Below are 23714 nucleotides of genomic sequence, written 5' to 3'. Positions count from 1 at the left end.
AATGAAGAGAACATTTCAACCAAAAAATTTGATAAGAAAGCGCAGACACGGATTTCGTTCACGTATGGCAACAAGAGCTGGAAGAAAAATCCTTAATAGGCGCCGTTCATTAGGGTGTAACAAATTATGCGCATAGTAAGTATAAAAAAAAAGATTTTTCTTCTGCTTTCAAAAATAAGTTAGCACTCAACAGTCTTTTTTATCGTGGGCTTTATATATCACTGTACGCTATAAAAGAAAGAGAACCTGAAAAGTACATTCATACTATTAGAGTAGGTCTGGCTATCAGTAAAAAAACCGGAAAAGCAGCAAAAAGAAATAAAATAAAAAGGCAACTACGAATGCTTGCTAAAATTAGCATTTTAAATATAAGTAATATAGGGCACTACTACATAATACTAACTCATAGAAACATTATGCAAGCAAGTTATAAAAATTTACAAAAAGATCTAACTATTTGCTTAAAAAAGATAAAATAAAAAAAAATCTCAATTAAGGTATTTACAACTATATTTTTTATGATAATATAGGTAAAATTTTTAAAAATAGTTAATGGGTGTGGTGAATGGTAGAGCATATAAAAGAGGTAAATAACACAGGCTTTGGTCAGATGTATCAATTCTTATTTCTTCCTAAAGGAACAGGAACAGATTGGAGGTCAGCATTTCGCCAACAAGAAGAATTATTTAAAAAAGTGGGAGGTAATGTAATATTACCAGAAATCAGTAATTCTCCTTCAAAAGGGAATCAATTAGGGGAAGTAGGAACAATGCTAAATAATGTAGAAAATGACCAAGAACATATAAGAAAAAAAAGATATCGTAGTTAAAGTAAAAACTTAAAGAATAGTAACAAAACAAGAAAGTTAAAATATAAGTATACCTACTGTCTAATTAACAAAGAAATTTTTATAAACTTGGCGGCGACCTACTCTCCCTTTTCAAGTACCATCAGCGCTAAAAAGTTTCACTTCCGAGTTCGAGATGAGATCGGGTGGTTCATTTTTGCTATAGCCACCAAGTCAATAAAAATTTCTAACTTAACAATTTTAACTTAATATTTAACACTGCATACACACATATAGAAAGCAAATAAATCAATCAGGCTATTAGTACTAGTTAGCTTCACATGTTACCATGCTTCCACACCTAGCCTATCAACGTGGTAGTCTTCCACGGCCTTAATTGGGAAATCTTTTTGAAGAGGGTTTCTTGCTTATATGCTTTCAGCAATTATCCCATCTATACATAGCCACCCAGCGATGCTATTGGCATAACAGCTGGTACACCAGAGGTATATCCATCTCGGTCCTCTCGTACTAGAGTCAGACCTTCTCAAATTTCCTTCACCCACGGCAGATAGAAACCGAACTGTCTCACGACGTTCTAAACCCAACTCACGTATCACTTTAATCGGCGAACAGCCGAACCCTTGGGACCTTCTTCAGCCCCAGGATGTGATGAGTCGACATCGAGGTGCCAAACGGTGTCGTCGCTATGAACGCTCGAACACCATCAGCCTGTTATCCCCGGCGTACCTTTTATCCGTTGAGCGATGACCCTTCCATACAGAATCACCGGATCACTATGACCGACTTTCGTCTCTGCTTGGCTTGTCAGCCTCGCAGTCAGGCAAGCTTATGCCATTATACTATCAAGCTGATTTCCGACCAGCTCTAGCTTACCTTCGCACGCCTCCGTTACTTTTTAGGAGGCGACCGCCCCAGTCAAACTACCCACCATACAATGTCCTAGTTCCAGATAATGAAACATAGTTAGATATCAAAAGTGTAAAGGGTGGTATCTCAAGGTTGACTCCATTATAGCTAGCGCCATAACTTCAAAGTCTCCCACCTATCCTGCACATCACACTTTTAATAGCAATGTAAAGCTATAGTAAAGGTGCACGGGGTCTCTTCGTCTAACCGCGGGTACCCCGCATCTGCACGGGGAATTCAATTTCGCTGAAGTGATGTTGGAGACAGTGGAGAAATCGTTACGCCATTCGTGCGGGTCGGAACTTACCCGACAAGGAATTTCGCTACCTTAGGACCGTCAGTGTTACGGCCGCCGTTTACTGGGGCTTCAATTCGGAGCTTGCACCCTTCCTATTAACCTTCCAGCACCGGGCAGGCGTCAGACCCTATACTTCCACTTACGTGTTTGCAGAGTCCTGTGTTTTTAGTAAACAGTCGCTACTCCCTATTTTGTGCCACCTACTCATAGTTGCCTAAAAGCAGGTTACCCTTCTTCCGAAGTTACAGGTATAATTTGCCGAGTTCCTTCAACATCATTCTTTCAACACCTTAGTATACTCTACTCATCCACCAGTGTCGGTTTGCGGTACGGCCTCATAAATATAAGTGCTATTTCCTGGAGCTTCTTTTAAGCATAGATCAATCCAATAAGATCTATACAAATACGAAACCCGTCACACTTAAGAGGTTTAGGAATATTAACCTAATTGCCATCGACTACTCCTTTACGGACTCGCCTTAGGAACCGACTAACCCTACGCAGATTAACTTAACGTAGGAACCCTTAGATTTTTGGTGAGAGTGTTTTTCACACTCTTTTACGCTACTTATGTCAGCATTCTCACTTCCGATATCTCCAGCAGTTTTCACAAACCACCTTCACAGACTTACGGAACGCTCCGCTACCGCGCCTATTGATCGAAATCAATAAGCACTCACATCTTCGGTATACAGCTTTAGCCCCGGTACATTTTCGGCGCAGAAAAACTTATTTAGACAAGTGAGCTGTTACGCTTTCTTTAAAGGATGGCTGCTTCCAAGCCAACCTCCTAGCTGTAATGGTTTTTCTACTTCCTTCCCCACTTAGCTGTAATTTTGGGACCTTAGATAGTGATCTGGGTTGTTTCCCTCTTCACCACGGACTTAGCACCCGTAGTGTGCCTGCTGTATAATTAATTGTTGGTATTCGGAGTTTAGTTAGATTTGGTAAGACGGTGAATCCCCCTAGTCTATCCAGTGCTCTACCCCCAACAACATACATACAACGCTCTACCTAAATAGATTTCGCGGAGAACCAGCTATTTCCAAGTTTGATTGGCCTTTCACCCCTAATCACAACTCATCCAATAATGTTGCAACATTAACTGGTTCGATCCTCCAGTGTGTTTTACCACACCTTCAATCTGGTCATGACTAGATCACTTGGTTTCGGGTCTAATCCATAAAACTAAAACGCCCTATTCAGACTTGCTTTCGCTACGCCTACACCTAACGGCTTAAGCTTGCTTCATAGATTAACTCGCTGACCCATTATGCAAAAGGTACGCTGTCACTCTAAATATCAATAAATTGATATAGAGCTCCAACTGTTTGTAAGCACTTGATTTCAGATTCTATTTCACTCCCCTCCCGGGGTTCTTTTCACCTTTCCCTCACGGTACTTGTTCACTATCGGTCGTTAAGGAGTATTTAGGCTTGGAGGATGGTCCCCCCATATTCAAACAGGATTTCACGTGCCCCACTCTACTCAAGGATTTAAAAACTTTCTACTTATACAGGACTATCACCTTCTATGGTTACTATTTCCAGAGTATTCTAATTCTTATTCTTAAATCACTAGCCTTTTCCGCTTTCGCTCGTCACTACTAACAGAATCTCGGTTGATTTCTTTTCCTTTGGCTACTTAGATATTTCAGTTCACCAAGTTTGCTTTACATACTTAGTACGTAATAACTAGCTAAACTAGTTGGGTTTCCCCATTCGGAAATCTGCGGATCAAAATTTGTTGACAATTCCCCACAGCTTATCGCAGCCTGCCACGTCCTTCATCGCCTCTTAACGCCAAGGCATCCATCAAGTGCTCTTAATAATTTATTTATCCGACTATATGCAGAATATGCAGAGTTAAATATTATTAAAATTGAATTGAGATTAAATTAATCTCTACCATAAAACTTGTCAAACATCTAAAAACTAAATTAATCTTTTATATGTTATAACCTAATAAATAATATGTCAACGCCTTTTTGCACAAAACATTTACTTATATTATCAACAACAATATACTAGCAATCCTAAACAGTATAATCTGAGAAATATGTGGTAAACTTATATATACAGTAAAAATTAATAAAAAAGATATTTTGTAAGATAAAATGTGTTAAAATCAATTGCCTAAAAATGATAATAAACATTCGGAGTATTTCTAACGTATGAAAAGTAATCTCTCTTTTATAAAAAACGTTGCTTTAAATTGTATGTCTAAGCTCATTGGCGTATTAAATATTAAGAAAGTAAAACACTTCATTGTGAATAAATATAATACTCTTCATAAAGAAATGACAGTGCTTCTTAAAAAATCTAAGAACCTGTTAAACACCAACATTGAAATCGGTTTATATCACTTTTATAAAGGTAGCATATCAGATGCAAAGTTACGATTTTGGTTAATTAGCATATTTTACCCCCATTTACCTATAGTCTGGTATAACATCGGAAGGTGTCATTTTGCGGTAGGGAATACTAACAAAGCTTATAATTATTTAACAAGGGCACTAAAATTAGATAATGACCACGAGGAGGCGTCTTACTATATAAAAAAAATGACAAACTCAGCGCCTATTACAGAATTGCCAAAAAACCTCATAAGACAATATTTTGATTACACAGGTGAATATTTTGTTGAGCATTGGTTGATTGCCAAACAATATAGAGGGCATGAACTTGTACACATGATAATTACAAAAATCTTCAACAACTCCACTTCTGAGCTCAATATACTCGACCTTGGTTGTGGAACTGGAATATGTGGTCATTTCTTGAAAATAAATAGTATTGGAAACCATATAACAGGAATTGACATTTCAAGTAGAATGCTAAATATCGCAAGAGGATGCTTTATAAAAGGTAAGCCTGTTTACAATGAATTAATACATATGGAAATGAAAGAGTTTCTTAAACAAGAGAAAAACCAGCAGTATGATGTAATTATCTTTGCTGAAGTGCTACATTATCTACATGACTTTCAAGAAGAGTTGGAATTAGCAAAAAGATCTACGAGCAAAAAAGGAGTTATTGTATGTTTAATAAGAAGAAAGGAAGGTGAAGGTATTGACTTTGTAAATAAAGGAGACTATTTTCGTCACTCAGAAAGTTATGTTCAACATGTTGCAAAAGAAATAAATATGCAAATAAGTTATATGAGTTACTGTAAAATATATGGCAGTCAGGTTGACGGTATCTTGTTTGCATTACAGCATCAACAAGAAAATCCGAAAAACCTAACTTAAAAATCGCTCAAAATGACTTTTAAGTATCTATATATAATAAAAGGAACTTTATGAATAACATTACCATTAATTACGCAAAGGACAGCAAATTAACCGACTTTGGAAAAGCAGTTCTATCAGACAGGTATTTAATAGAAAATGAAAGTTATCAAGACCTCTTTGCACGTATTGCTAATTACTATTCTGATAATAAAGAACATGCGCAGCGTCTTTATGACTACATGAGCAACTTGTGGTTCATGCCTTCAACACCAATACTCAGCAATGGTGGCACTAAGAGAGGGTTACCTATCTCTTGCTTTCTTAATGAAACCGAAGACAGCTTGCAGGGAATAGTTGATCTATGGAACGAAAATGTTTGGCTTGCTGCACGTGGAGGAGGCATAGGTAGTTATTGGGGAAATTTACGCTCAATAGGCGAAAGCGTAAAGGGTAGCGGCAAAACATCAGGAATTGTTCCATTTATTGTAGTGCAAAATGCTCTAACGCTTGCAATTAGTCAGGGATCCCTAAGGCGAGGAAGTTCAGCAGTCTACCTTCCTGTATCTCATCCGGAGATAGAAGAGTTTCTAGATTTACGCAAGCCAACAGGCGGTGACCCAAATCGCAAAGCGTTAAATATACATCATGCTGTAATAGTAACAGATAAATTTATGCAGGCTGTTGAGAATGATCAAGAATGGAATTTAATAAGCCCTCACAACAATAAGGTTATTTCAACTGTAAAAGCGCGGGATATATGGATCAAAATATTAACAGCAAGAGTTGAAACTGGAGAACCTTACATTATTTTCCTTGATGCAACAAATAACAATAAGCCAGAATCTTACAAAAAGCTCAACTTAGACATCAAGATGTCAAATCTATGCAGTGAAATAACTTTAACCACAGGTTATGATCACCTGAATAAGTCACGCACTGCTGTGTGTTGTCTATCATCCGTAAACCTTGAGTACTACGAAGAATGGAAAGACAATAAACTCTTCATAGAAGATATAATGCGCTTTCTTGATAATGTATTGGAAGATTTCATAAATAAAGCACCGAATGAAATGCAGCGAGCAAAATATTCTGCAGCCAGAGAACGCAGTATTGGTCTTGGTGTGATGGGCTTTCACTCATTTTTACAAAGCAAAATGGTTCCTTTTGAATCAGTAACAGCACAACAATGGAATAAAAAAATATTTAAGTATTTACGCGAGCAAGCAGATATAGTTTCTAAAAAATTAGCAGAAGAAAAGGGAGCATGTTCTGATGCCAAAGAAGTTGATCTAATGGAAAGGTTTACACACAAACTCGCTATTGCTCCTACTGCCTCGATCTCCATTATTGCAGGTAATACCTCCCCTGGAATAGAACCATACGCAGCAAACGTATTCATACAAAAGACACTTACAGGCTCATTTGTAGTGCGAAATAAATTCTTGCAAAAACTATTAGCAGAAAAAAATCAAGACAATGATAAAATATGGTCTTCAATTTCAACAAACGAGGGTTCCGTTCAGCATTTAGATTTTCTTAGTGAGCATGAAAAATTGACATTTAAAACAGCGTACGAGCTTGACCAAAGATGGATTATAGAACATGCAAGTGATAGAACTTCGTATATTTGTCAATCTCAATCAGTAAATCTGTTCTTACCTGCCAACGTACATAAACGTTACTTGCACAAAATACATATGCTTGCTTGGAAAAAAGAATTGAAGAGCTTATATTACTGCAGATCACAATCAATGCAGAGAGCCGATAAGGTCTCGCATGACATATTCAAAAAAAGTGAAATATTGCAACAAAAAACAGATATTGACTACGATGAATGTCTGTCATGCCAATAGCGGCCTTACTCAAAAAAAGTAGAGAGAAAGTTAAGCAAATGGGTAAATAGACTTCTTGCATAACCATATAACGCACTTTTATTGGGAATAGAAACGAAAAAACTTTCTTGACAAACTCCGCCAGCTCCCTTATCATAAAACTGAAGCTATTTATTTATCTTCGCAATCTGTGCAGGTTAATGACAAAAAACTTAGGGTATTTGGCGTCTCATGTTTAATTTTTCGCACTACGTGCATCGCATGTCTTTAAAAATTTTTAGGTTTTTACCTATATAAGCCGAAACGCGCTTACAAAGCGTTTAAGACAGCAAAAAACGTCAAATTGACAAGGGAGAATTTGAATGCTAGCTACTACGGGGTTTCTTTGCCTTTTTTCCTGCTTAGTAAATTTCTTAAACACTTGCGGTGTAGGTTAGTTGCAAGTTAAAAGCAGCTAAATCGCTCTTAATCAAGCGTTTTAGAATAAAAAAAACGCCGATATTTTAGTACATAGTAAATAGCCAACCACCATGGGGCTTCTTTTGCCTTTTTTTTCATTTGGTAAATTTCTTAAACATTTATGGCTAAACGACAATCGTCATCCCGCTACTTGTTAGCGGGATCTATTGCCGAGATACCGCGAATGAATCGCGGTATGACGGTTCGCGGTGGCATGACGATAAAGTTTATACCTCGTCATCCCGCTGCTTGTTAGCGGGATCTCTTGTTAGCGGCTGAGATACCGCGAATGAATCGCGGTATGACGGTTCGTGGCAGCATGAAGATAATCCCGCTACTTGTTAGCGGCTGAGATACTGCGGCGGTATGACGTAGATTGCTGTCATTCCGCTACTAGTTAGCGCCGCAGCGGTATGGTGTAGGAAAATTAGCTATATAGCTAACTTGTACCACGCGTTAAAGCTTTTAAACAGGTCTTGGTTTACTTACTCCATTATTTTCTTTATTATCAGATATCATTTTAAATAATATGGAGGAGCAAATTGTCAGCAATTGCCATTATTGATTTTGGTTCACAGTTTACACAGCTTATCGCAAGACAAGTAAGAGGAATGGGTGTTTATTGTGAGATATTTTCAAGCAACATCAGTTTTGAAACAATATCAAAATTCAATGGGTTTATTCTCTCTGGAGGACCACAATCTGTAAATGATGATTGTTCTGAAACAAGTAGAGTAGTACATGAAATTATAAAACTTAATGAGGCAACAAACGTTCCTATACTTGGAATATGCTATGGACAGCAACTCATTTGTCATTATTTTGGAGCAAAAGTAAAAGAGAGTTTCAAACAGGAGTTTGGTAGAACTAAAATCAAGATACTAAAAGAATCCCCCATTGTAAAGGATACCTGGGATGTTAATTCTGAAGTGGATGTATTAATGAACCATGCGGACAGTGTTGATACTATACCACATGGATTTACTGTTATTGCATCAGGTGTGATAAATCAAACAATTGCAATGATTGTCAACGAACAGCGGAAGATTTACTGTACTCAGTTCCATCCTGAGGTTAAGCCCACAACAAATGGCAGTAAATTGCTCTCTAACTTCTTGGATATTGCAAATTGCGAAAGGGACTGGACAATGAAGTCGTTTATTGAGGAGCAAAAGGAAAAAATCAAAAATGTAGTAGGAGAGAAAAAAGTAATCGCTGCAGTGAGTGGTGGGGTTGATTCAAGTGTTGCAGCGGCTCTCACACATAAAGCTATAGGAAAACAATTGAACTGTATTTTTATCGATACTGGGTTGTTACGCAAGAACCAAACCATCGCTATGTTGAAAGAGATTCCGATAAATTACGTTGATAAATCAAATTTATTTTTGAGTAGGTTGAAGGGAATAACTGATCCAGAAGAAAAGCGAAAAATTATCGGTAACACTTTTATTGAAGTGTTTGAAGAAGAAGCAAAAAAAATAGGTGATGTGGATTTTTTGATGCAAGGTACCATCTACTCTGATGTAGTTGAGTCAGGGCATGCCTCAGACAACACTAGTACAATTAAGTCTCACCATAATGTTGGTGGGTTGCCAGAAAAGATGAATCTGAAGTTAGTGGAGCCTTTACGTTACCTCTTTAAAGATGAGGTAAGGCTACTTGGAAAAGAAATTGGGCTTTCAGACGAGATAATATTTCAACATCCATTTCCTGGACCCGGACTTGCAGTGAGGATTATAAGTGAAGTCGATAAAGAAAAGGTGCAAATATTGCAAGAAGTAGATGAAATATATATTAATACGATGAAAAATTACGATCTATATGATAAGATATGGCAAGCTTTTGCTGTATTATTACCAATAAAAACTGTAGGCGTTATGGGAGATGGTCGTACGTATGGATATGTTTGTGCTTTAAGGGCTGTAACATCATCTGATGGTATGACAGCCGATGCATTTCCATTTGAAGATAAGGATCAACACTTGCTAGTATTTTGGGATTTTTTACGCAATGTAGGCAGTATAATTGTTAATAATGTTCCCGGAGTAAATAGAGTTGTTTATGATATCACTTCTAAACCACCCGCAACTATTGAGTGGGAGTGAATCAAAAAGATCCCGCTGCTTGTTAGCTGGATCTAGAGATACCGCGAATGAATCGCGGTATGACGGTTAATTTTCTTTATTTTGCTTATAATTTCCACAAGCAGTGCAAACATAAATGAAGAATACAAATATCCTTTTGGTAATTCTATATGAAATCCATGAAGTATGAGGTACACACCGACAAGTAAAACAAATAAAATGGCGATTATTTTTAACCCTGGGTTAGATTTGATTAACTGGGCGGTATAACTTGATAAAAACAGCATTGCTAGCATGGAAAATGTAAATGCTGTAGCAATTATTACCATGTTATAAGTTAGTGCTATAGCAGTTAATATCGAATCAACCGAAAAAACTAAATCTATTAATATAATTTGTAGCACAACTAAAAAAAATTTTGATTTAACGTTTGCTTTCCTTTTATTTTTCTTACATACAAAGATGTCATCCCGTAACTCCATAGAGCTTTTAACAATAAGGAATAATCCCCCTGCGATCATAAGTAAATCCCTTGCTGATGCAGTGTGAAATATAGGTTTTTGCATTGATAATATAGATGATGTAAAAAATAGTATTACAAAACGCATTAATAGTGCTAATCCAAGGCCCATAAGGCGCACTCTTTCTCTCAGCGCATTTGGTACCTTATCTATTGCTAGAGAAATAAAGATTAAATTGTCTACACTAAGTATAGTTTCAAGTAGTGTAAGTGTCAGTAAAGTCCAAGCATCAGTTAGCATTTTTGTTTCAAATTCGGTTCTTCTTACTCTACAATAGATGTGTAAAAATTAAGTGACTTCACTCAGAAGTTTTATAGCAGTTCTCCAGAAAAACAGGATATATAAAGTTCAGCAGCTTCTTCTATTTTCGTTTTTGAGCAAAATCAATAATAAGAGAGTTTCTTATTTTCATGCACGCAAATAAGATAAAGCCTTATTTTCATTTTTGACTTTATTTGAAAATAATATATACTATAAAAATAGTGTGCTAGGTTGAATGAATGTATATTAAAGGATCACCATCAGGCAAAGTATTCGCTGGTTATCAGGCATTTATACCAAGCCCCTTGCCACCAAAATTTGAATGGGACAATGATTTAGTTAATAGTCTTTAAACCCTTACTTTACTATAAGGAAAGTGGTTGAAAACTTAGGTGTCGTATTTACAACAGCCCAAAGAGCAATCGTAAAGCTTGAAGATTTAGGCATCGTTTCACAAACTTCTCAAGGAAAGAGAGATCGGGTTTATTGTGCAACTGATATTTTGAATATTCTAGAAGAACCAACTAAGATTACAGAGAACTTCGATAGCACATTGTAGCTATTATGATGAATAAATTCAGCAAACAGCAAGCTTAAAGAGTCTGATCCAATGGACATGCTGAACAAAAAGTAAGGAGCTCCTTTTGGAGGATTGTATTAACTTATTAATTAATTGCTTGACTTTTAGCAGGATTTATTATACTATTTATTAATGAGTAATGCAATCAAACCAAGGAGGATAGCATGATAAATAATTTGGATTCAATAATTCTTGGAATAAAAGATGGTGAAAAGGCGATTGAAGATTTAAGGGTTGTTCTTAAAAAAAGAAAAGAAGACGTTATCACTACACAGACATTTAATTATGCTTTACGATGCCTACAAACTACAAAGGAAGCGATAGTACACGAAATTCTGCTTCATTTTATACAAAATCCTGGCGAGCAATCACTAGAACAAGTGATACAATGCTTAGATAGAGCAATACAATCTGGGATATATGCAAAAAACAACCCAATAAGAAATCTAGATGAAGAATTTCGTACTCATATAAACTTTAAAGATGAAGAGGGAAATACATTACTACATCATGCAGTTATAGGTAATAAAACTGAAGAAATAATCACCCTTCTTGTTACATATAGTGCAAATCCTTTGATACAAAACGCGGATAATAAAATTCCTTTAGATTTAGCTCAAGGAGAAACAAAAGAAGTGCTTATTAAAAGTATGAAAAAACAAGCTCATACGAAAAAAGAAAGCGCTATGATAGGCAGTTTAGTGCCTGGCGTAATAATTGGTGGTTTTCTTGGTGTTGTACTTGGAGCTGGTGTGTATGTTGCAGTAAGTCTTTCTGGTGGTATGATACTAGGTGTAATGATAGCATCTGTTCTTGTTGCTAGTATAGCTGTTGGACTGGCCATGTATTTTTTGAGTCAAGACTATGAACAGGCTAAAGCGATAGAAAAAACTATTAGCACTGTTAGCTCTGTTAGCTCTGAAATATCTGTTGGTGCTGCAAATGGTAAAAATGATAAAGAAGGGCAACAACTTACATAGAAAAAGCTATAGTATTTTTCAAACTAAATAATAAACCTTGTAATTAGGATATTCTGGATTCCAGCGTCACGTGCTGGAATGACAACTGCGTTTTTTGTTTTTTTGTCATCAAATACTCCTACTCTTTATTTCATCCAAGTGTCCTGACTACTTGGATCCAAGAAATTTAATTGTTTTAAATTTTTCCCTCTATACACCTATTTAAAATTTATGTTATCCACATGTGCAATATAATCTATAATAACGTTTATCAATACAATATATTAAAAAATATTATGAGCTTCGTAAAAGAAAAAAACACCCCTGTGATGGAGCAGTATTTGAACCTGAAAGCTCAATACAAAGATCATCTGCTATTTTATAGGCTAGGAGATTTTTATGAATTGTTTTTCGATGATGCTATTAAAGCTGCGAAATTGCTGAATATAGTGCTAACCAAGAGAGGTAATTCGTGTGGGCAGGACATACCAATGTGTGGAGTGCCAGCACACAGTAGTGAATCTTACCTACACAAGCTAATAGATTTAGGATTCAAAGTAGCAATCTGTGACCAATTAGAAACTGCTGATGAAGCAAAAAAGAGGGGCTATAAATCCATAGTAAAACGTGATGTAGTGCGAGTTGTAACTCCAGGTACAATTATAGAAGATTCACTACTGGAGGATAAAAGCAATAATTATCTCGCGTCCATAGTTGAACAAAATGACAAATATGCTATTAGTTGGCTTGAATTATCGACGGGAAAATTTTTTCACACTTTAACGAGTTTGAAAGCTCTAGATAGTGATTTATTGCGTATATCACCAAGAGAATTATTAATTTCTGAAAAATTCACTGAGGATGAAAAAATTAGATCGGTTTTAAAAAATTATAAAATATCAATTACGCAACACGCACAGAGTTTTTTTGAGTATAGTAAATCTCACAGAACGTTATGCGAGTTTTATAAAATCAGGGAACTTGGGAGTATAGGAAATTTCAGCAAAGTAGAAATCATGGCGTGCGGTGCACTGCTTGAATATGTCAGAGTAACACAAAGGGGCTCCATTCCAAGGCTTGAATTCCCAAAAACCTATAAGCAACAAAATTTCATGCTTATTGATGCTTCAGCAAGGAGAAATCTTGAGTTGTTTTCAACTCAATTTGGTGAAAAGAAAGGTTCACTAATTTCAGTTATTGATCACACAGTTACAGCCTCTGGTGGACGCCTGTTAAAACAAATGCTTGCTTCACCACTTGCTTGTTCTAAGGCGATTAACCTAAGGCTCAGTACCGCTCAATTTTTTGTAAATAATCATGATTCACGCAGAAAAATACGAGAGATATTATCTAACATTCCGGATATTGAAAGGTCTTTATCGCGCTTAATACTAGGGCGTGGTTCACCAAAGGATATGAACCTATTGAAAATAGGCCTAGGAAAGACTTTAGAATTGTCTGAGTTCTTATGTAAAATTGAATCAGGTGAAAATGGATCTCTCCCACAACAATATGTCATCCAAACTGAGATCCAGCCAGCGTCACACGCTGGAATAACAGTAAAATCAGACGAGAGTGAACTAAGCACAATACATAAAAGCCTTGGCAATCATAAAGACCTATTTGAACTGTTAAATAGTGCTATACTCGATAATAACCTCAGTTCCGTGAAAGAAGGAGGATTTATTCACTCAAAATACAACTCAGAATTATCTGAGTTATCCTACATATTAAATAATAGTAATAAACTAATAACCAAACTCCGTGAATCTTATCGCGACCTAACTGGCATTGCCGCACTCAAAATATTACACAACAACATACTTGGTTATTACGTTGAAGTGTCGGCAAATCACAAAATAACTTCGGATATATTTATTCATAGGCAAAGCTTAGCAAATAGCATGCGCTACACTACTAATGAATTGAAAGAACTAGAAAATAAAATTCTTACGGCACGTGATGCTGCAATCGGCTTAGAAATGAAAATTTTTAGTGAACTGTGTAGTGAAGTCGCTAAAGAATCTGAAAAAATTGCTCTTGCTGCAAATGCTTTGGCAAAACTTGATATTAGAACCGCATTTGCAGAGCTTGCAGTGCAAAATAATTACGTAAAACCCATTATTGATGACAGCAAAGAGTTCAATATCTGTAGCGGAAGACATCCAGTGGTTGAAGTTAACGATAAATTCATTGCAAATAGCATCAATTTAGCTGGTATACATCTAATTACTGGTCCTAATATGGCTGGAAAAAGCACTTTCTTGAGGCAAAACGCTCTCATTGCAATTTTAGCTCACATGGGGTCATTTGTGCCAGCAGAGAGTGCACATATTGGAGTGATTGACAAGATATTCAGCAGGGTTGGCGCAACGGATAATATAACAGCTGGTTATTCTACCTTCATGGTAGAGATGATCGAAACAGCAACGATAGTAAATCAGGCAACGGACCGTTCCTTGGTGATACTTGATGAAATTGGTAGGGGCACAGGGGTGTATGATGGATTATCTATTGCACAGGCGGTGATTGAACATATTCACAATGTAAATAAGTGCCGCGCCATTTTTGCAACTCATTATCATGAATTAACTAAAGTAAGCAAATACTTGAAGAACGTGAAATGTTTTTGTGTAAAAATAAGAGAGTGGAACGGAGAGGTTATTTTTCTACATGAAGTAATTGAAGGCATTGCAGATGAGTCATATGGAATACATGTAGCAAAACTTGCTGGTTTTCCTGATTCTGTTTTAAATAGAGCAAGTGAAGTGTTTGAGGAGCTGAAGGCTTGAATCATTATTATAAGTGAAGAATTACCTATACAATCGTGGTAGTAGCTATAGAAACGAAAAACTTACTTGACACCCTTCGCCAGCGCCCTTATCATGATAGTGAAGCTATTGTATTTGCTTTCGCCAATCTGCAGATTAAAAGGTAAGGATTACTTAATGTATCGGCGTCTTATGTTCAATTTTTTGCAGTATATAGATACTGTATGTCTTTACAAAACTTCATCTACATCTAGATTTTTATCTAAATAAGCTGAACGCGCTTATAAAGCGTTACAAGACATCAAAAAATGCCAATACTCGACAGAGATAGTAAAAGACTAGCTAACTCGGGGATTCTTTGTCTTTTTTTCTGCTTAGTAAATTTCTTAAACATTTGCAGCGTAAGTTAGTTGCAATTAAAAGCAGCTTAATCTTGCTTGTCAAGCGTTTAAAACATAAAAAACGCCAATATTTTAAAGCGGATAATAACCCCAGGGCTTCTTTTGCCTTTTTTTTTATTCGGTAAATTTCTTAATATTTATAGCTAAACGACAATCGTCATCCCGCAGCGGGATCTAGAGATACCGCGGCGTTATGACAGTTCGCGGCGGTATGACGTAGAGTGCTGTCATTCCAGTGCTTGGCACTGGAATCCAGCCTTTATTATGCAGCCACTTGGTTGAAATTAAGTCTTCTAGATCCCAGTGTCAGCTACTTGGATGACAGGAGAAGGAAGCACTGGGATTGGGATGGAAAAGGCTATTTGTGTGATGCCAATGAGTGATAGAAAGTTCTGCAAGAAGTCATTAATTGCAAAAATTTAATATAAGTGGTAAAGTAGAACCACTGAATAAAAAACATATGTTAATTAATACAACGTCGGAGCTGGAGGACATATGTGAGGGGTTGATAGCAAAAAAGCCAAAATTTATAGCAGTTGACACGGAGTTCATTAGAAATAATTTAATCTACTACCCAAAATTATCGTTAATTCAAATTTCTTACGGAGAGAAGAGTTTTATTGTAGACGCATTAGTGCCAGAAATTGATTTATCATTCATTAAGAAAATAATGCTAAATCAGGGGATAACCAAAGTGTTTCATAGCTGCCGGCAGGATATAGAATCCTTACTCACTGTATTTAAATGTATTCCCACTCCCATTTTTGATACCCAAGTTGCTGCTATGTTTTGTCATTATTATCATGACTTTATTGGTTACTCAAAAGTAGTGGAGCAATATCAAGGAATAGCACTGGATAAAATTAAAGCTAAAAATTCAGATTGGTTAAGGCGTCCGTTGTCCGAAGATCAGTTAGATTATGCAGTAAACGACGTGGTACACCTATATGACCTATATCAAATATTGTGCAATAAACTTGAAGAAAATAATAGGATGGGTTGGTTTCAAGAAGAGATGGAATCAATAGTTGATATAAATAAGTATTTACATAGCCCAAAAGATGCATGGAAGAGGATTAAATTTAATTATGAAGTAAATCCAAGATTGATACTAACTGTTAAAGCAGTTAGTGAGTGGCAAGAAACCTTAGCACAGCGCTATAATATGAACCGTAATAAAATAATCAATAATGCTGTAATAGCTGATTTTATTGAAAAAAATGTAGAGCATGTTGATGAGATTTTAGATGATCTCAAGAGGAATACAAAAAATATAAAAGATGCGGATTTACTAGAGTTTGTGAATATTTTTAATGAAAATGAGAGAAATTGGATGCAGCAAAACAACACCTTATCGAGTAATTATGATAAATCTGTACTTGATATACTCTCAATTATTTTAGATAGTAAATGTAAAGAAAGTAACATATCAAGGAAATTAGTTTCTTCAAAAGATGAGTTAACCGGGTCAATATCTGGACAGACAGATAAATTATTCAAGGGATGGAGATATGATTTTTTTGGCAGGTCAGTTGAATCATTTTTCAACACAAGCTCAAAATTTGAGATTTCAGCAGTGAAATCCGCAAATAATATAACCAAAATTCAGAGTAATTTAGTGGAGAATAACTGTTGCTAAAGTAACTTAGATTTATCGACAATCGTCATCCCGCTACGTGTTAGTGGCTAAGAGATACCGCGGCGGTATGACGGTTAAGTAGGGTGTCATCCCAGTGCCTTGACTACTTCGATCCAGGAAAATTGATTGTAAACGAGCAAACATTTTCGATAAAATTACCAAAAAGCTAGATCCCAGACTGGGATGACACCACCTACAAATTGCAATGTTCGTATAGTTATGTGCTTGACACTGGGATCTAGAAAATCTAGTTAATATATATAGAGAAACCTTAGCTATAGTTTCAAAAGAAGTCGAATGTATTTTGTTATATGATTATAAGTCTAACAGGCGGAATTGGGGTAGGAAAGAGCTTTGTAGCTAATTGCTTTCAAGAGTTTGGTGCTGTTGTATTTGATGCTGATTCTGTTGTACACCAACTTTATAAAGTGGATAAAAGCATAATAAGTTATGCAGAGAAAAATTTTCCTGGAGTGGTAGTAAATGGTGAAATAGATAGAACAGTACTGTCTAAATATTTCTTAGCCTACGATGAAAATTGGAAACAATTTCAATCTTTGGTTCACTCTGCTGTGCTGCGTGAATTAGAATTTTTTATTGCCAAGGAAAAAAAGATCGATAGAAAACTTTTAGTTTTAGATGTGCCACTTCTATTAGAAACAAAATTTTATTTATATTGCGACCTTATTGTTTTTGTTCATGCAGATAGCGTTGTGCAAGCTCAAAGACTTAACGAACGCAACATAGATAAAGAAAAGCTTAATCTAATCTCCGATGTTCAGTTATCTATTGAGGAGAAAAGGAAGATGAGTGACTTTATTATCGATACCAGTGTAAGCAAAGAGTATGTTTTTTCTCAAGTAAAAGATATAGTGGATTCATTAAACCTAAACACGTAGCTCTACGTCATACCGCCGCGGTATCTCTAGATCCCGCTAACAAGCAGCGGGATGACGGTTGTCAGGATCCCAGCAGCCTCCCTCCCCTGTCATCCCAGTGTCAAGCACTGGAATGACACCCTTCCGATGGGAACTGCTCTCAAACTACAACAGCATGAGTAGCTATAGAAGCTTTAATGATACAAGAAAAAATAAACAGCTATCATTTTTTTAGTAATTAAGTAAAATAGAGTGAAAGATTGCGAGGAAGTTTTGAAAAATAAGATAAAAAAGATAGTAATTTCAGGAAAGGAAGTGTGGCCAATCATCGAGGGCGGCAAAGGCATTGCAGTTAGTGATGGAAGATCAAGCGGAGTATTTGCTGCAGCAGATGCTGTGGGTACATTTTCTGGTGCAAATGCTAAGCTTATTGATGATAATGGCGAGTTAGTGCCACTAATTTATAAAGGCAAAACAAGAAATGAAAAGCATAGTGAATTGATTGAGTATAGTATTGAAGCTGGAATTAGTCAGGCAAGAATAGCAAATGAAATATCAAAAGGTCATGGAAGAATACACATGAATGTACTTTGGGAGATGGGAGCAGCAGAACGCGTGCTTCATGGCATATTAGAAGGAGCGAAAGGTTTGATTCATGGTATTACCTGCGGTGCTGGTATGCCTTATAGGCTTGGAGAAATTGCAGCTAAATATCAGGTTTATTATTACCCTATTATCTCATCGGTGCGTGCTTTTAAAGCATTATGGAAGCGTGCTTACCAAAGAATATCTTCCTATTTGCTTGGTGGAGTAGTGTATGAAGATCCATGGCTTGCTGGAGGGCACAATGGACTGAGTAACAGTGAAGACCCAGAGCTACCACAGGCTCCATTTGAAAGAGTTGCAGAGCTTAGATCTTTCATGAACGAGATCGGTCTTTCAGAAACACCAATTGTTATGGCAGGAGGAGTGTGGCATTTGAAAGATTGGGAACATTGGTTTGACAATCTGCAAATTGGACCAATAGCTTTTCAGTTTGGCACTCGTCCACTTTTGACGAAAGAAAGCCCAATTTCTGCAGAGTGGAAAAAGAAGCTACTCACTTTAGAAGAAGGTGATGTATTTTTAAATAAATTCAGTCCAACAGGGTTTTACTCATCTGCAGTAAAAAATAACTTCATACGTGAGTTGCAGGAACGGAATTCACGTCAAATAAAGTTTTCAGAAAATGCTAGCGAAGAATTTAATAATGAATTTGCAATGGGTAGCAGAGGTAGAAAGATCTACCTTACTGCAAAAGACAAAGAACTGGCAAATACATGGACTAAAGCAGGGTATACAGAAGCAATGAAAACTCCAGATACAACTGTTATTTTTGTGACGCCAGGCAGGTTTGCAGAGATAAGACAAGATCAAATCAATTGTATGGGATGCTTAAGTCATTGTTTGTTTAGCAATTGGAAAGATCATGGTGACCATTCAACAGGACGAAAGCCAGATCCGCGTAGTTTTTGCATACAAAAAACACTGCAAAACGTTATACACGATGGTGATATTGAGAACGAACTCATGTTTTCCGGGCACAATGTGTACAAATTTAAGCAAGATCCATTTTATGAGAATGGCTACGTACCGGCAGTAAAAGAACTGGTGGAAAGGATATTGACTGGGTATTGAGTCAGTGACCTTACCCAGAAAAAGTGGAGAGAAAGTGTGGAATGTTTTTTACAAAAAGAATGATGCATCAAATTGTTCTGGAATGCAATAGTTAATAGTGACGTTGTTTGTTATAAAAAATTTCTATGTATTCAAATATTGCAGTTCTAGTTTGTTGAGCAGAGTGTTGTGAAGTATCAATAAGTATTTCTCTTTTCAATGAGCTAAAGAAGCTTTCCACAACAGAATTGTCGTAACAACAACCTTTATAACTCATCTATATTCTTTACAGCTAAGAGATATTGATACCCTTGCGCAGTATATTGTGAACCTTGGTCACTGTGCAGCAGTAGATTTTTAACAGGTTTACGCCTATTAATGGCCATTAATAAAGAGTTCATAACCAATTGTTTATTTATTGCACTACTCATTAACTACCATACGTGAGAATTATTGCTGCCAAATATAGCCATCCCTCCTTGGTTTTGATGTATAGCTCTTTCCATAAAAGTCCGGATGTGATAGGATAAGGGTAGATGATGATAAGGAGGTTGAATGCCAGCAGCATATAGTTATGATTTAAGAAAAAAAGCAATGGAAGCGCTAGACGAAGGAGAAAGCAGAGAAACAGTGGCAGCAAGATTTAAGATTGGACGAACTACTTTATGGGAGTGGCAGCAAAGAAGAAAAGAAACAGGAGACTTTCAATCAAAAAAACTTGGAAATGGGGGTTACAATCACAAAATTACCGACTGGGATACCTTTGCCAAATTTGCCAGAGAACACGGAGGAAAGACTCTATCGGAAATGGCTAAACTTTGGAACAACATTAGTATCCAAACGATCTATCGAGCCCTTAAAAAAATTGGATTTACGCGCAAAAAAAGACATATGGATACAAGGAAAGAAACGAAGAAAAACGTGCTGAATTTTTGAAAATTATAGCGACAAAAGAACCTAAAAACTTAGTGTATATAGATGAGTCTGGCATTGATAACACCGAAGACTACCCCTACGGATATTGCCAGAAAGGACAGCGGTTTTATGCCTTAAAATCTGGAAAGAAAACTCAACGAATCAGTATGGTTGCAGCCTTAAGTGGAAGAAAGATAGTTGTTCCGTTAACCTTTGAAGGCCACTGTAATATGGATGTTTTTAATGGATGGTTTGAGCAATTTTTGACACCGATCTTGGAACCTGGACAGACTGTCATTCTTGACAATGCTACTTTTCATAAGTCTGATAAGATTATCGAGCTTGCTAAAGGGGTTGGTGCAGAAATTTTGTATCTGCCGCCTTATTCTCCAGATTTCAACAAAATTGAGCATCATTGGTTTGCTATAAAAAACAGAGCCAGGAAAAACATTCCTCTATTCGAATCCTTTCGTCGTGCTGTTGATTCTGCCTTCCTATGACCTGTTCGGACTATTATGAGAAATGCTATAACCCCCATTTCCAAGTTTTTTTGATTGAAAGTCTCCTGTTTCTTTTCTTCTTTGCTGCCACTCCCATAAAGTAGTTCGTCCAATCTTAAATCTTGCTGCCACTGTTTCTCTGCTTTCTCCTTCGTCTAGCGCTTCCATTGCTTTTTTTCTTAAATCATAACTATATGCTGCTGGCATTCAACCTCCTTATCATCATCTACCCTTATCCTATCACATCCGGACTTTTATGGAAAGAGCTATACTATGCTCTTTTATAAAAAAATATTTTACTCTTTTTGACTGGCCAGGGCTTTTTTTTAAATGTCTCTTTCCCTTGTTACTCTTGCTAACTCTCTTTGTAAATCAAACCTCTCTTTGTCGTAAGGAGCCATGTTACCTCTACCTGGAAATGCATCTGCTGCCGACTTTTTTTCGTTGTGTTTCTTTATCCATTTTCCTAATAAACCACCCTTTATTCCTAAATCTCTTGCTATTTTTGTAATTGTTTGACCTGCCTTTCTTTGTTCATTTGCCAGTTTAACAGCTTCCAATTTGAATTCTGCCGTATATTCTCTTACCATTTCTAATCCTCCAAAATTTTATTTTACCCAAAAAAACTCTTTTCTTTCTCTCCACTTTTTCTGGGTAAGGTCAGTTTACTGGCCTCTCCATGAGTGAGATTGAAAAATTAAGTGGAAATCTGTGAACGGTTACCTTGGATGACAGAAAAGAGTGTTGGAAGGAGGCAATATTAAAAACTTAATTTCAGTCCAGCCAAGAACACATAACCAGAGTTGTTATTTTCTATTTTAGGCTCTTTTGTACTAAACTTTACAATATCGAAATAGTATGAAGTACCTAAAAAAAGAGAATTTTCAAGGCTTAAAGCATATGATGTTAACTCGTTTGTACCTTCGCCTGCAATATCCCTACCACTACTAAAATATGTTAAGCTTGATTTGTAAGAATCAGAATGGTAAGCGATACCTGCATTCATATAATACGTATTATTTATTTCAGGATTACGCTTCTCACCAGATTTACCACCATTACCATACGAAAAAATGCAATCAAGATCGAACAATTTTAGCTTCAAACCAAAATTCCAGTGTAGTAATTGATTGCGGCATTCATAATTTTTAGAAGTCCCATCTGAGCAATCAGTTAAATTTTCTCTTGCAAATTCACCAGTTAAGGCAGTAGTAAAACCTATATCATCTGACAAGCTGTTTTTATAGGAAAGGCCAGCAGCAATTAAATTGCTGTACTGTAAGTTATTTTTTCCTGGAACATAACTGAATCCGAGTTGAAAGTTATAGATTTCAGGGGAGATGTAGTTAATTGATGATTGTTTTAACCCTAGTTCGAGTTCATTATAATCGCTATAAATATTGGGCTTGACCCAGAACACCTTGTCTTGATCATATCCAGGGTCACCATCTTTTTTATGATCACCGCGCAAATTTGCATAGTTTGTCCAATGACCATTTACTCCTCCAGCAGCTGCATAAATTTTTGAAGTGTTAATTAACATGCTCTGACCAACTAAACTTCTTTTACCATATTCAATTGATCCAAGTTCCTGGTTTTTTATGATAAAATACCATTCCTCCATGTCTAACTTTTCTATGTCTAACGCTTTTAGGTTTGCAATACCAGAAACCCCTGCCTTAACATTAACCCCCATTTGAGTATTTGGATAAACTTGCTGTAAATAAAGAAAGCGCAAGTATGAATAACTTGAAGTTTTATCCTTAGGCTTAGCATTGAAAGAATCTCTGTTGAAGGCGTAGCCGAATCTCAAATCTATTTTTCCGTCTAGTTCTGCATAAAATATTTCCTTATCCAAAATTGTTTTAGAGCTAGCACTATTCTGCAAAAACAATGATGAAAGCAGTGCTACCAGGTAGTACTTTAACTTCATAAATAAACTTAAATCTTTATAAAAATTTAAGTTTAAACTCAATATAAATAAAAAACAACTTTTCAGAAGGCACCGCTGGTAGATTTTGCTGCCTGTTTTTGAGCTATATTCCCATAAATTATTGATACACTTGGTAATTTTTGCATTAATAACTGCTTATTAATGGCAGAATGTATACGATTAATTATTTTAGATGTACTTTTTACATCGCAGTTAATCAAAACAAAAAGCACTTTATTCTCATCAATATACCCTAGAAAATCATCACTACGGCAATTTTTATAAAAATGTTCTATGACAACTTTCAGTGCATCATTTGTCTCGCTACAGCTACTATTTAAGCCAATTATTCCTATAGCTGCATTAATTTGATGTTGAAAGGCGAAATTCAATATAACGTATAACTCTAGAATAGTGGACTCATTGCCCGGTATATCGAATAAGTCATGGTTTTTATATTTTTTACCCATTAGATATTCATCTCTAAAGATTCCTAATTTATGGGACAAACTGATATCACGTATTAACAGCTCATAATTTATTTTATTACTGGCAAATTGTGCAGTGCGGAAAACTTTTACTTTTGTCCTGATATCTTCTCCTTTAGCATCAGTTAAGGAAAAATCTATCACTTTAGGTAATATATCAAGTAAATCGTGCCCATTTTCGGTATACTCTAAATAATTCTTCATGTCGTCAGCTGCTCTTGCACTTAAAATATTGATTAACGGCTTATTAAGTAAATTCCCTTCCTCGTATTTTAACAAATTCCTTGCGGCTTGATTGAGCCCTAAAATTAACACGTTTTTTTTCTTATTATCCTGACAAACAGATACCACAGCATCATCTTTTCTTCTTGCAGTTATGAAATCATCCATACTTTCATTCTATACAGCGTATTTATAAGTATAATAAGATTATATTAAGATTTACTTACTTATTGATATGCTTAATTAGGTATAGACAAAATGTCATACGGGATGGCTTTGTTGTAGAAGAATCAAGATTACTGTTTATAGACTTCAAGTTACTGCAAAAAATATTTTAAAACATAGTGATATCTTGACTTTACCTAGTT

General features: G+C 36.1%; 18 protein-coding genes, 2 rRNA genes and 2 pseudogenes. 13 read left to right on the top strand and 9 right to left on the bottom strand.

Annotated elements, in window-relative coordinates:
* The first annotated feature begins 1 nt into the window (after position 1).
* From rpmH to AAGD84_RS01680, 3 genes and pseudogenes are all read left to right on the top strand, one after another.
* A complete protein-coding gene (gene rpmH / locus AAGD84_RS01690) occupies positions 2-136 on the top strand; it encodes a 50S ribosomal protein L34 (RefSeq protein WP_006279898.1) in 135 nt (44 codons plus the stop codon).
* A 67-nt stretch (positions 137-203) separates the two neighbouring features.
* Positions 204-479 (top strand): annotated as a pseudogene (gene rnpA, locus AAGD84_RS01685) (ribonuclease P protein component); the annotation flags it as partial.
* An 86-nt stretch (positions 480-565) separates the two neighbouring features.
* The gene (locus AAGD84_RS01680) at positions 566-829 is read left to right on the top strand and encodes a hypothetical protein (protein WP_077188558.1); all 264 of its coding nucleotides are present in this window, start codon (positions 566-568) and stop codon (positions 827-829) included.
* A gap of 85 nt (positions 830-914) precedes the next feature.
* On the opposite strand, the gene rrf is transcribed toward AAGD84_RS01680, so the two are convergent.
* Positions 915-1021, bottom strand: a 5S ribosomal RNA gene (gene rrf, locus AAGD84_RS01675).
* Between the two features lie 66 nt (positions 1022-1087).
* Positions 1088-3853, bottom strand: a 23S ribosomal RNA gene (locus AAGD84_RS01670).
* A gap of 335 nt (positions 3854-4188) precedes the next feature.
* On the opposite strand from AAGD84_RS01670, the gene AAGD84_RS01665 reads away from it, so the two are divergent.
* The 3 genes from AAGD84_RS01665 (at position 4189) to guaA (ending at position 9643) form a co-directional block, all read left to right on the top strand.
* The gene (locus AAGD84_RS01665; protein ID WP_012673083.1) at positions 4189-5265 is read left to right on the top strand and encodes a methyltransferase domain-containing protein; all 1077 of its coding nucleotides are present in this window, start codon (positions 4189-4191) and stop codon (positions 5263-5265) included.
* A 50-nt stretch (positions 5266-5315) separates the two neighbouring features.
* Positions 5316-7100 (top strand): ribonucleoside-diphosphate reductase subunit alpha, encoded by a 1785-nt coding sequence (locus AAGD84_RS01660; RefSeq protein WP_341818075.1) that lies wholly within the window; start codon positions 5316-5318, stop codon positions 7098-7100.
* A gap of 980 nt (positions 7101-8080) precedes the next feature.
* Positions 8081-9643 carry a glutamine-hydrolyzing GMP synthase gene (gene guaA / locus AAGD84_RS01655; protein WP_341818074.1) on the top strand — a complete coding sequence of 521 codons (1563 nt, stop codon included), beginning with the start codon at positions 8081-8083 and terminating at the stop codon, positions 9641-9643.
* A gap of 32 nt (positions 9644-9675) precedes the next feature.
* On the opposite strand, the gene AAGD84_RS01650 is transcribed toward guaA, so the two are convergent.
* Positions 9676-10383: a TerC family protein gene (locus tag AAGD84_RS01650; RefSeq protein ID WP_264723269.1), complete on the bottom strand. Its 708-nt coding sequence runs from the start codon at positions 10381-10383 to the stop codon at positions 9676-9678.
* A gap of 397 nt (positions 10384-10780) precedes the next feature.
* On the opposite strand from AAGD84_RS01650, the gene AAGD84_RS01645 reads away from it, so the two are divergent.
* The 6 genes from AAGD84_RS01645 (at position 10781) to AAGD84_RS01615 (ending at position 19309) form a co-directional block, all read left to right on the top strand.
* Complete coding sequence (locus AAGD84_RS01645) at positions 10781-10963, top strand: hypothetical protein (protein ID WP_006279522.1); 183 nt, start codon at positions 10781-10783, stop codon at positions 10961-10963.
* 185 nt (positions 10964-11148) lie between these two features.
* The gene (locus AAGD84_RS01640) at positions 11149-11964 is read left to right on the top strand and encodes an ankyrin repeat domain-containing protein (RefSeq protein ID WP_265037788.1); all 816 of its coding nucleotides are present in this window, start codon (positions 11149-11151) and stop codon (positions 11962-11964) included.
* Positions 11965-12239: 275 nt separating this feature from the next.
* The gene (gene mutS / locus AAGD84_RS01635) at positions 12240-14735 is read left to right on the top strand and encodes a DNA mismatch repair protein MutS (protein ID WP_341818179.1); all 2496 of its coding nucleotides are present in this window, start codon (positions 12240-12242) and stop codon (positions 14733-14735) included.
* Between the two features lie 840 nt (positions 14736-15575).
* Positions 15576-16754 (top strand): ribonuclease D, encoded by a 1179-nt coding sequence (locus AAGD84_RS01625; RefSeq protein ID WP_265038468.1) that lies wholly within the window; start codon positions 15576-15578, stop codon positions 16752-16754.
* 311 nt (positions 16755-17065) lie between these two features.
* Complete coding sequence (coaE, locus tag AAGD84_RS01620) at positions 17066-17653, top strand: dephospho-CoA kinase (RefSeq protein WP_006280338.1); 588 nt, start codon at positions 17066-17068, stop codon at positions 17651-17653.
* A 252-nt stretch (positions 17654-17905) separates the two neighbouring features.
* Positions 17906-19309, top strand: coding sequence for an NAD(P)H-dependent flavin oxidoreductase (locus AAGD84_RS01615; RefSeq protein WP_264723264.1), 1404 nt, complete (start codon positions 17906-17908; stop codon positions 19307-19309).
* A 91-nt stretch (positions 19310-19400) separates the two neighbouring features.
* On the opposite strand, the gene AAGD84_RS07500 is transcribed toward AAGD84_RS01615, so the two are convergent.
* Together AAGD84_RS07500 and AAGD84_RS01610 are read right to left on the bottom strand one after the other, a co-directional pair.
* Positions 19401-19565, bottom strand: a complete 165-nt coding sequence (locus tag AAGD84_RS07500) for an IS3 family transposase (RefSeq protein WP_264329637.1) — start codon at positions 19563-19565, stop codon at positions 19401-19403.
* Complete coding sequence (locus tag AAGD84_RS01610) at positions 19555-19719, bottom strand: DDE-type integrase/transposase/recombinase (RefSeq protein ID WP_341818073.1); 165 nt, start codon at positions 19717-19719, stop codon at positions 19555-19557. The genes AAGD84_RS07500 and AAGD84_RS01610 overlap by 11 nt, the downstream gene beginning before the upstream one ends.
* 124 nt (positions 19720-19843) lie before the next feature.
* Between AAGD84_RS01610 and AAGD84_RS01605 the strand changes: the two genes are divergently transcribed.
* Positions 19844-20703, top strand: a protein-coding gene (locus tag AAGD84_RS01605; protein ID WP_341817957.1) for an IS630 family transposase whose coding sequence is annotated in 2 segments (ribosomal slippage) — positions 19844-20168 and positions 20168-20703 — 861 coding nt in all. Because the reading frame shifts where the segments join, the coding sequence is not laid out codon by codon here.
* Positions 20704-20727: 24 nt separating this feature from the next.
* Here AAGD84_RS01605 and AAGD84_RS01600 read toward each other — a convergent pair.
* The 4 genes and pseudogenes from AAGD84_RS01600 to AAGD84_RS01585 form a co-directional block, all read right to left on the bottom strand.
* Positions 20728-20910, bottom strand: a pseudogene (locus AAGD84_RS01600) (IS630 transposase-related protein); the annotation flags it as partial.
* A gap of 119 nt (positions 20911-21029) precedes the next feature.
* Entirely contained in the window at positions 21030-21293 is a 264-nt protein-coding gene (locus AAGD84_RS01595) for a transposase (RefSeq protein WP_341818072.1), read from the bottom strand.
* A gap of 170 nt (positions 21294-21463) precedes the next feature.
* Positions 21464-22636: a porin gene (locus AAGD84_RS01590; protein ID WP_264705760.1), complete on the bottom strand. Its 1173-nt coding sequence runs from the start codon at positions 22634-22636 to the stop codon at positions 21464-21466.
* 62 nt (positions 22637-22698) lie between these two features.
* Entirely contained in the window at positions 22699-23514 is an 816-nt protein-coding gene (locus tag AAGD84_RS01585; protein WP_264374144.1) for a hypothetical protein, read from the bottom strand.
* Between the last annotated feature and the right edge of the window lie 200 nt (positions 23515-23714).

Source organism: Wolbachia endosymbiont (group A) of Andrena fulva, from assembly GCF_964026815.1.
GTDB lineage: Bacteria > Pseudomonadota > Alphaproteobacteria > Rickettsiales > Anaplasmataceae > Wolbachia > Wolbachia pipientis.
This window is presented reverse-complemented; position numbering and strand designations above follow the sequence as displayed.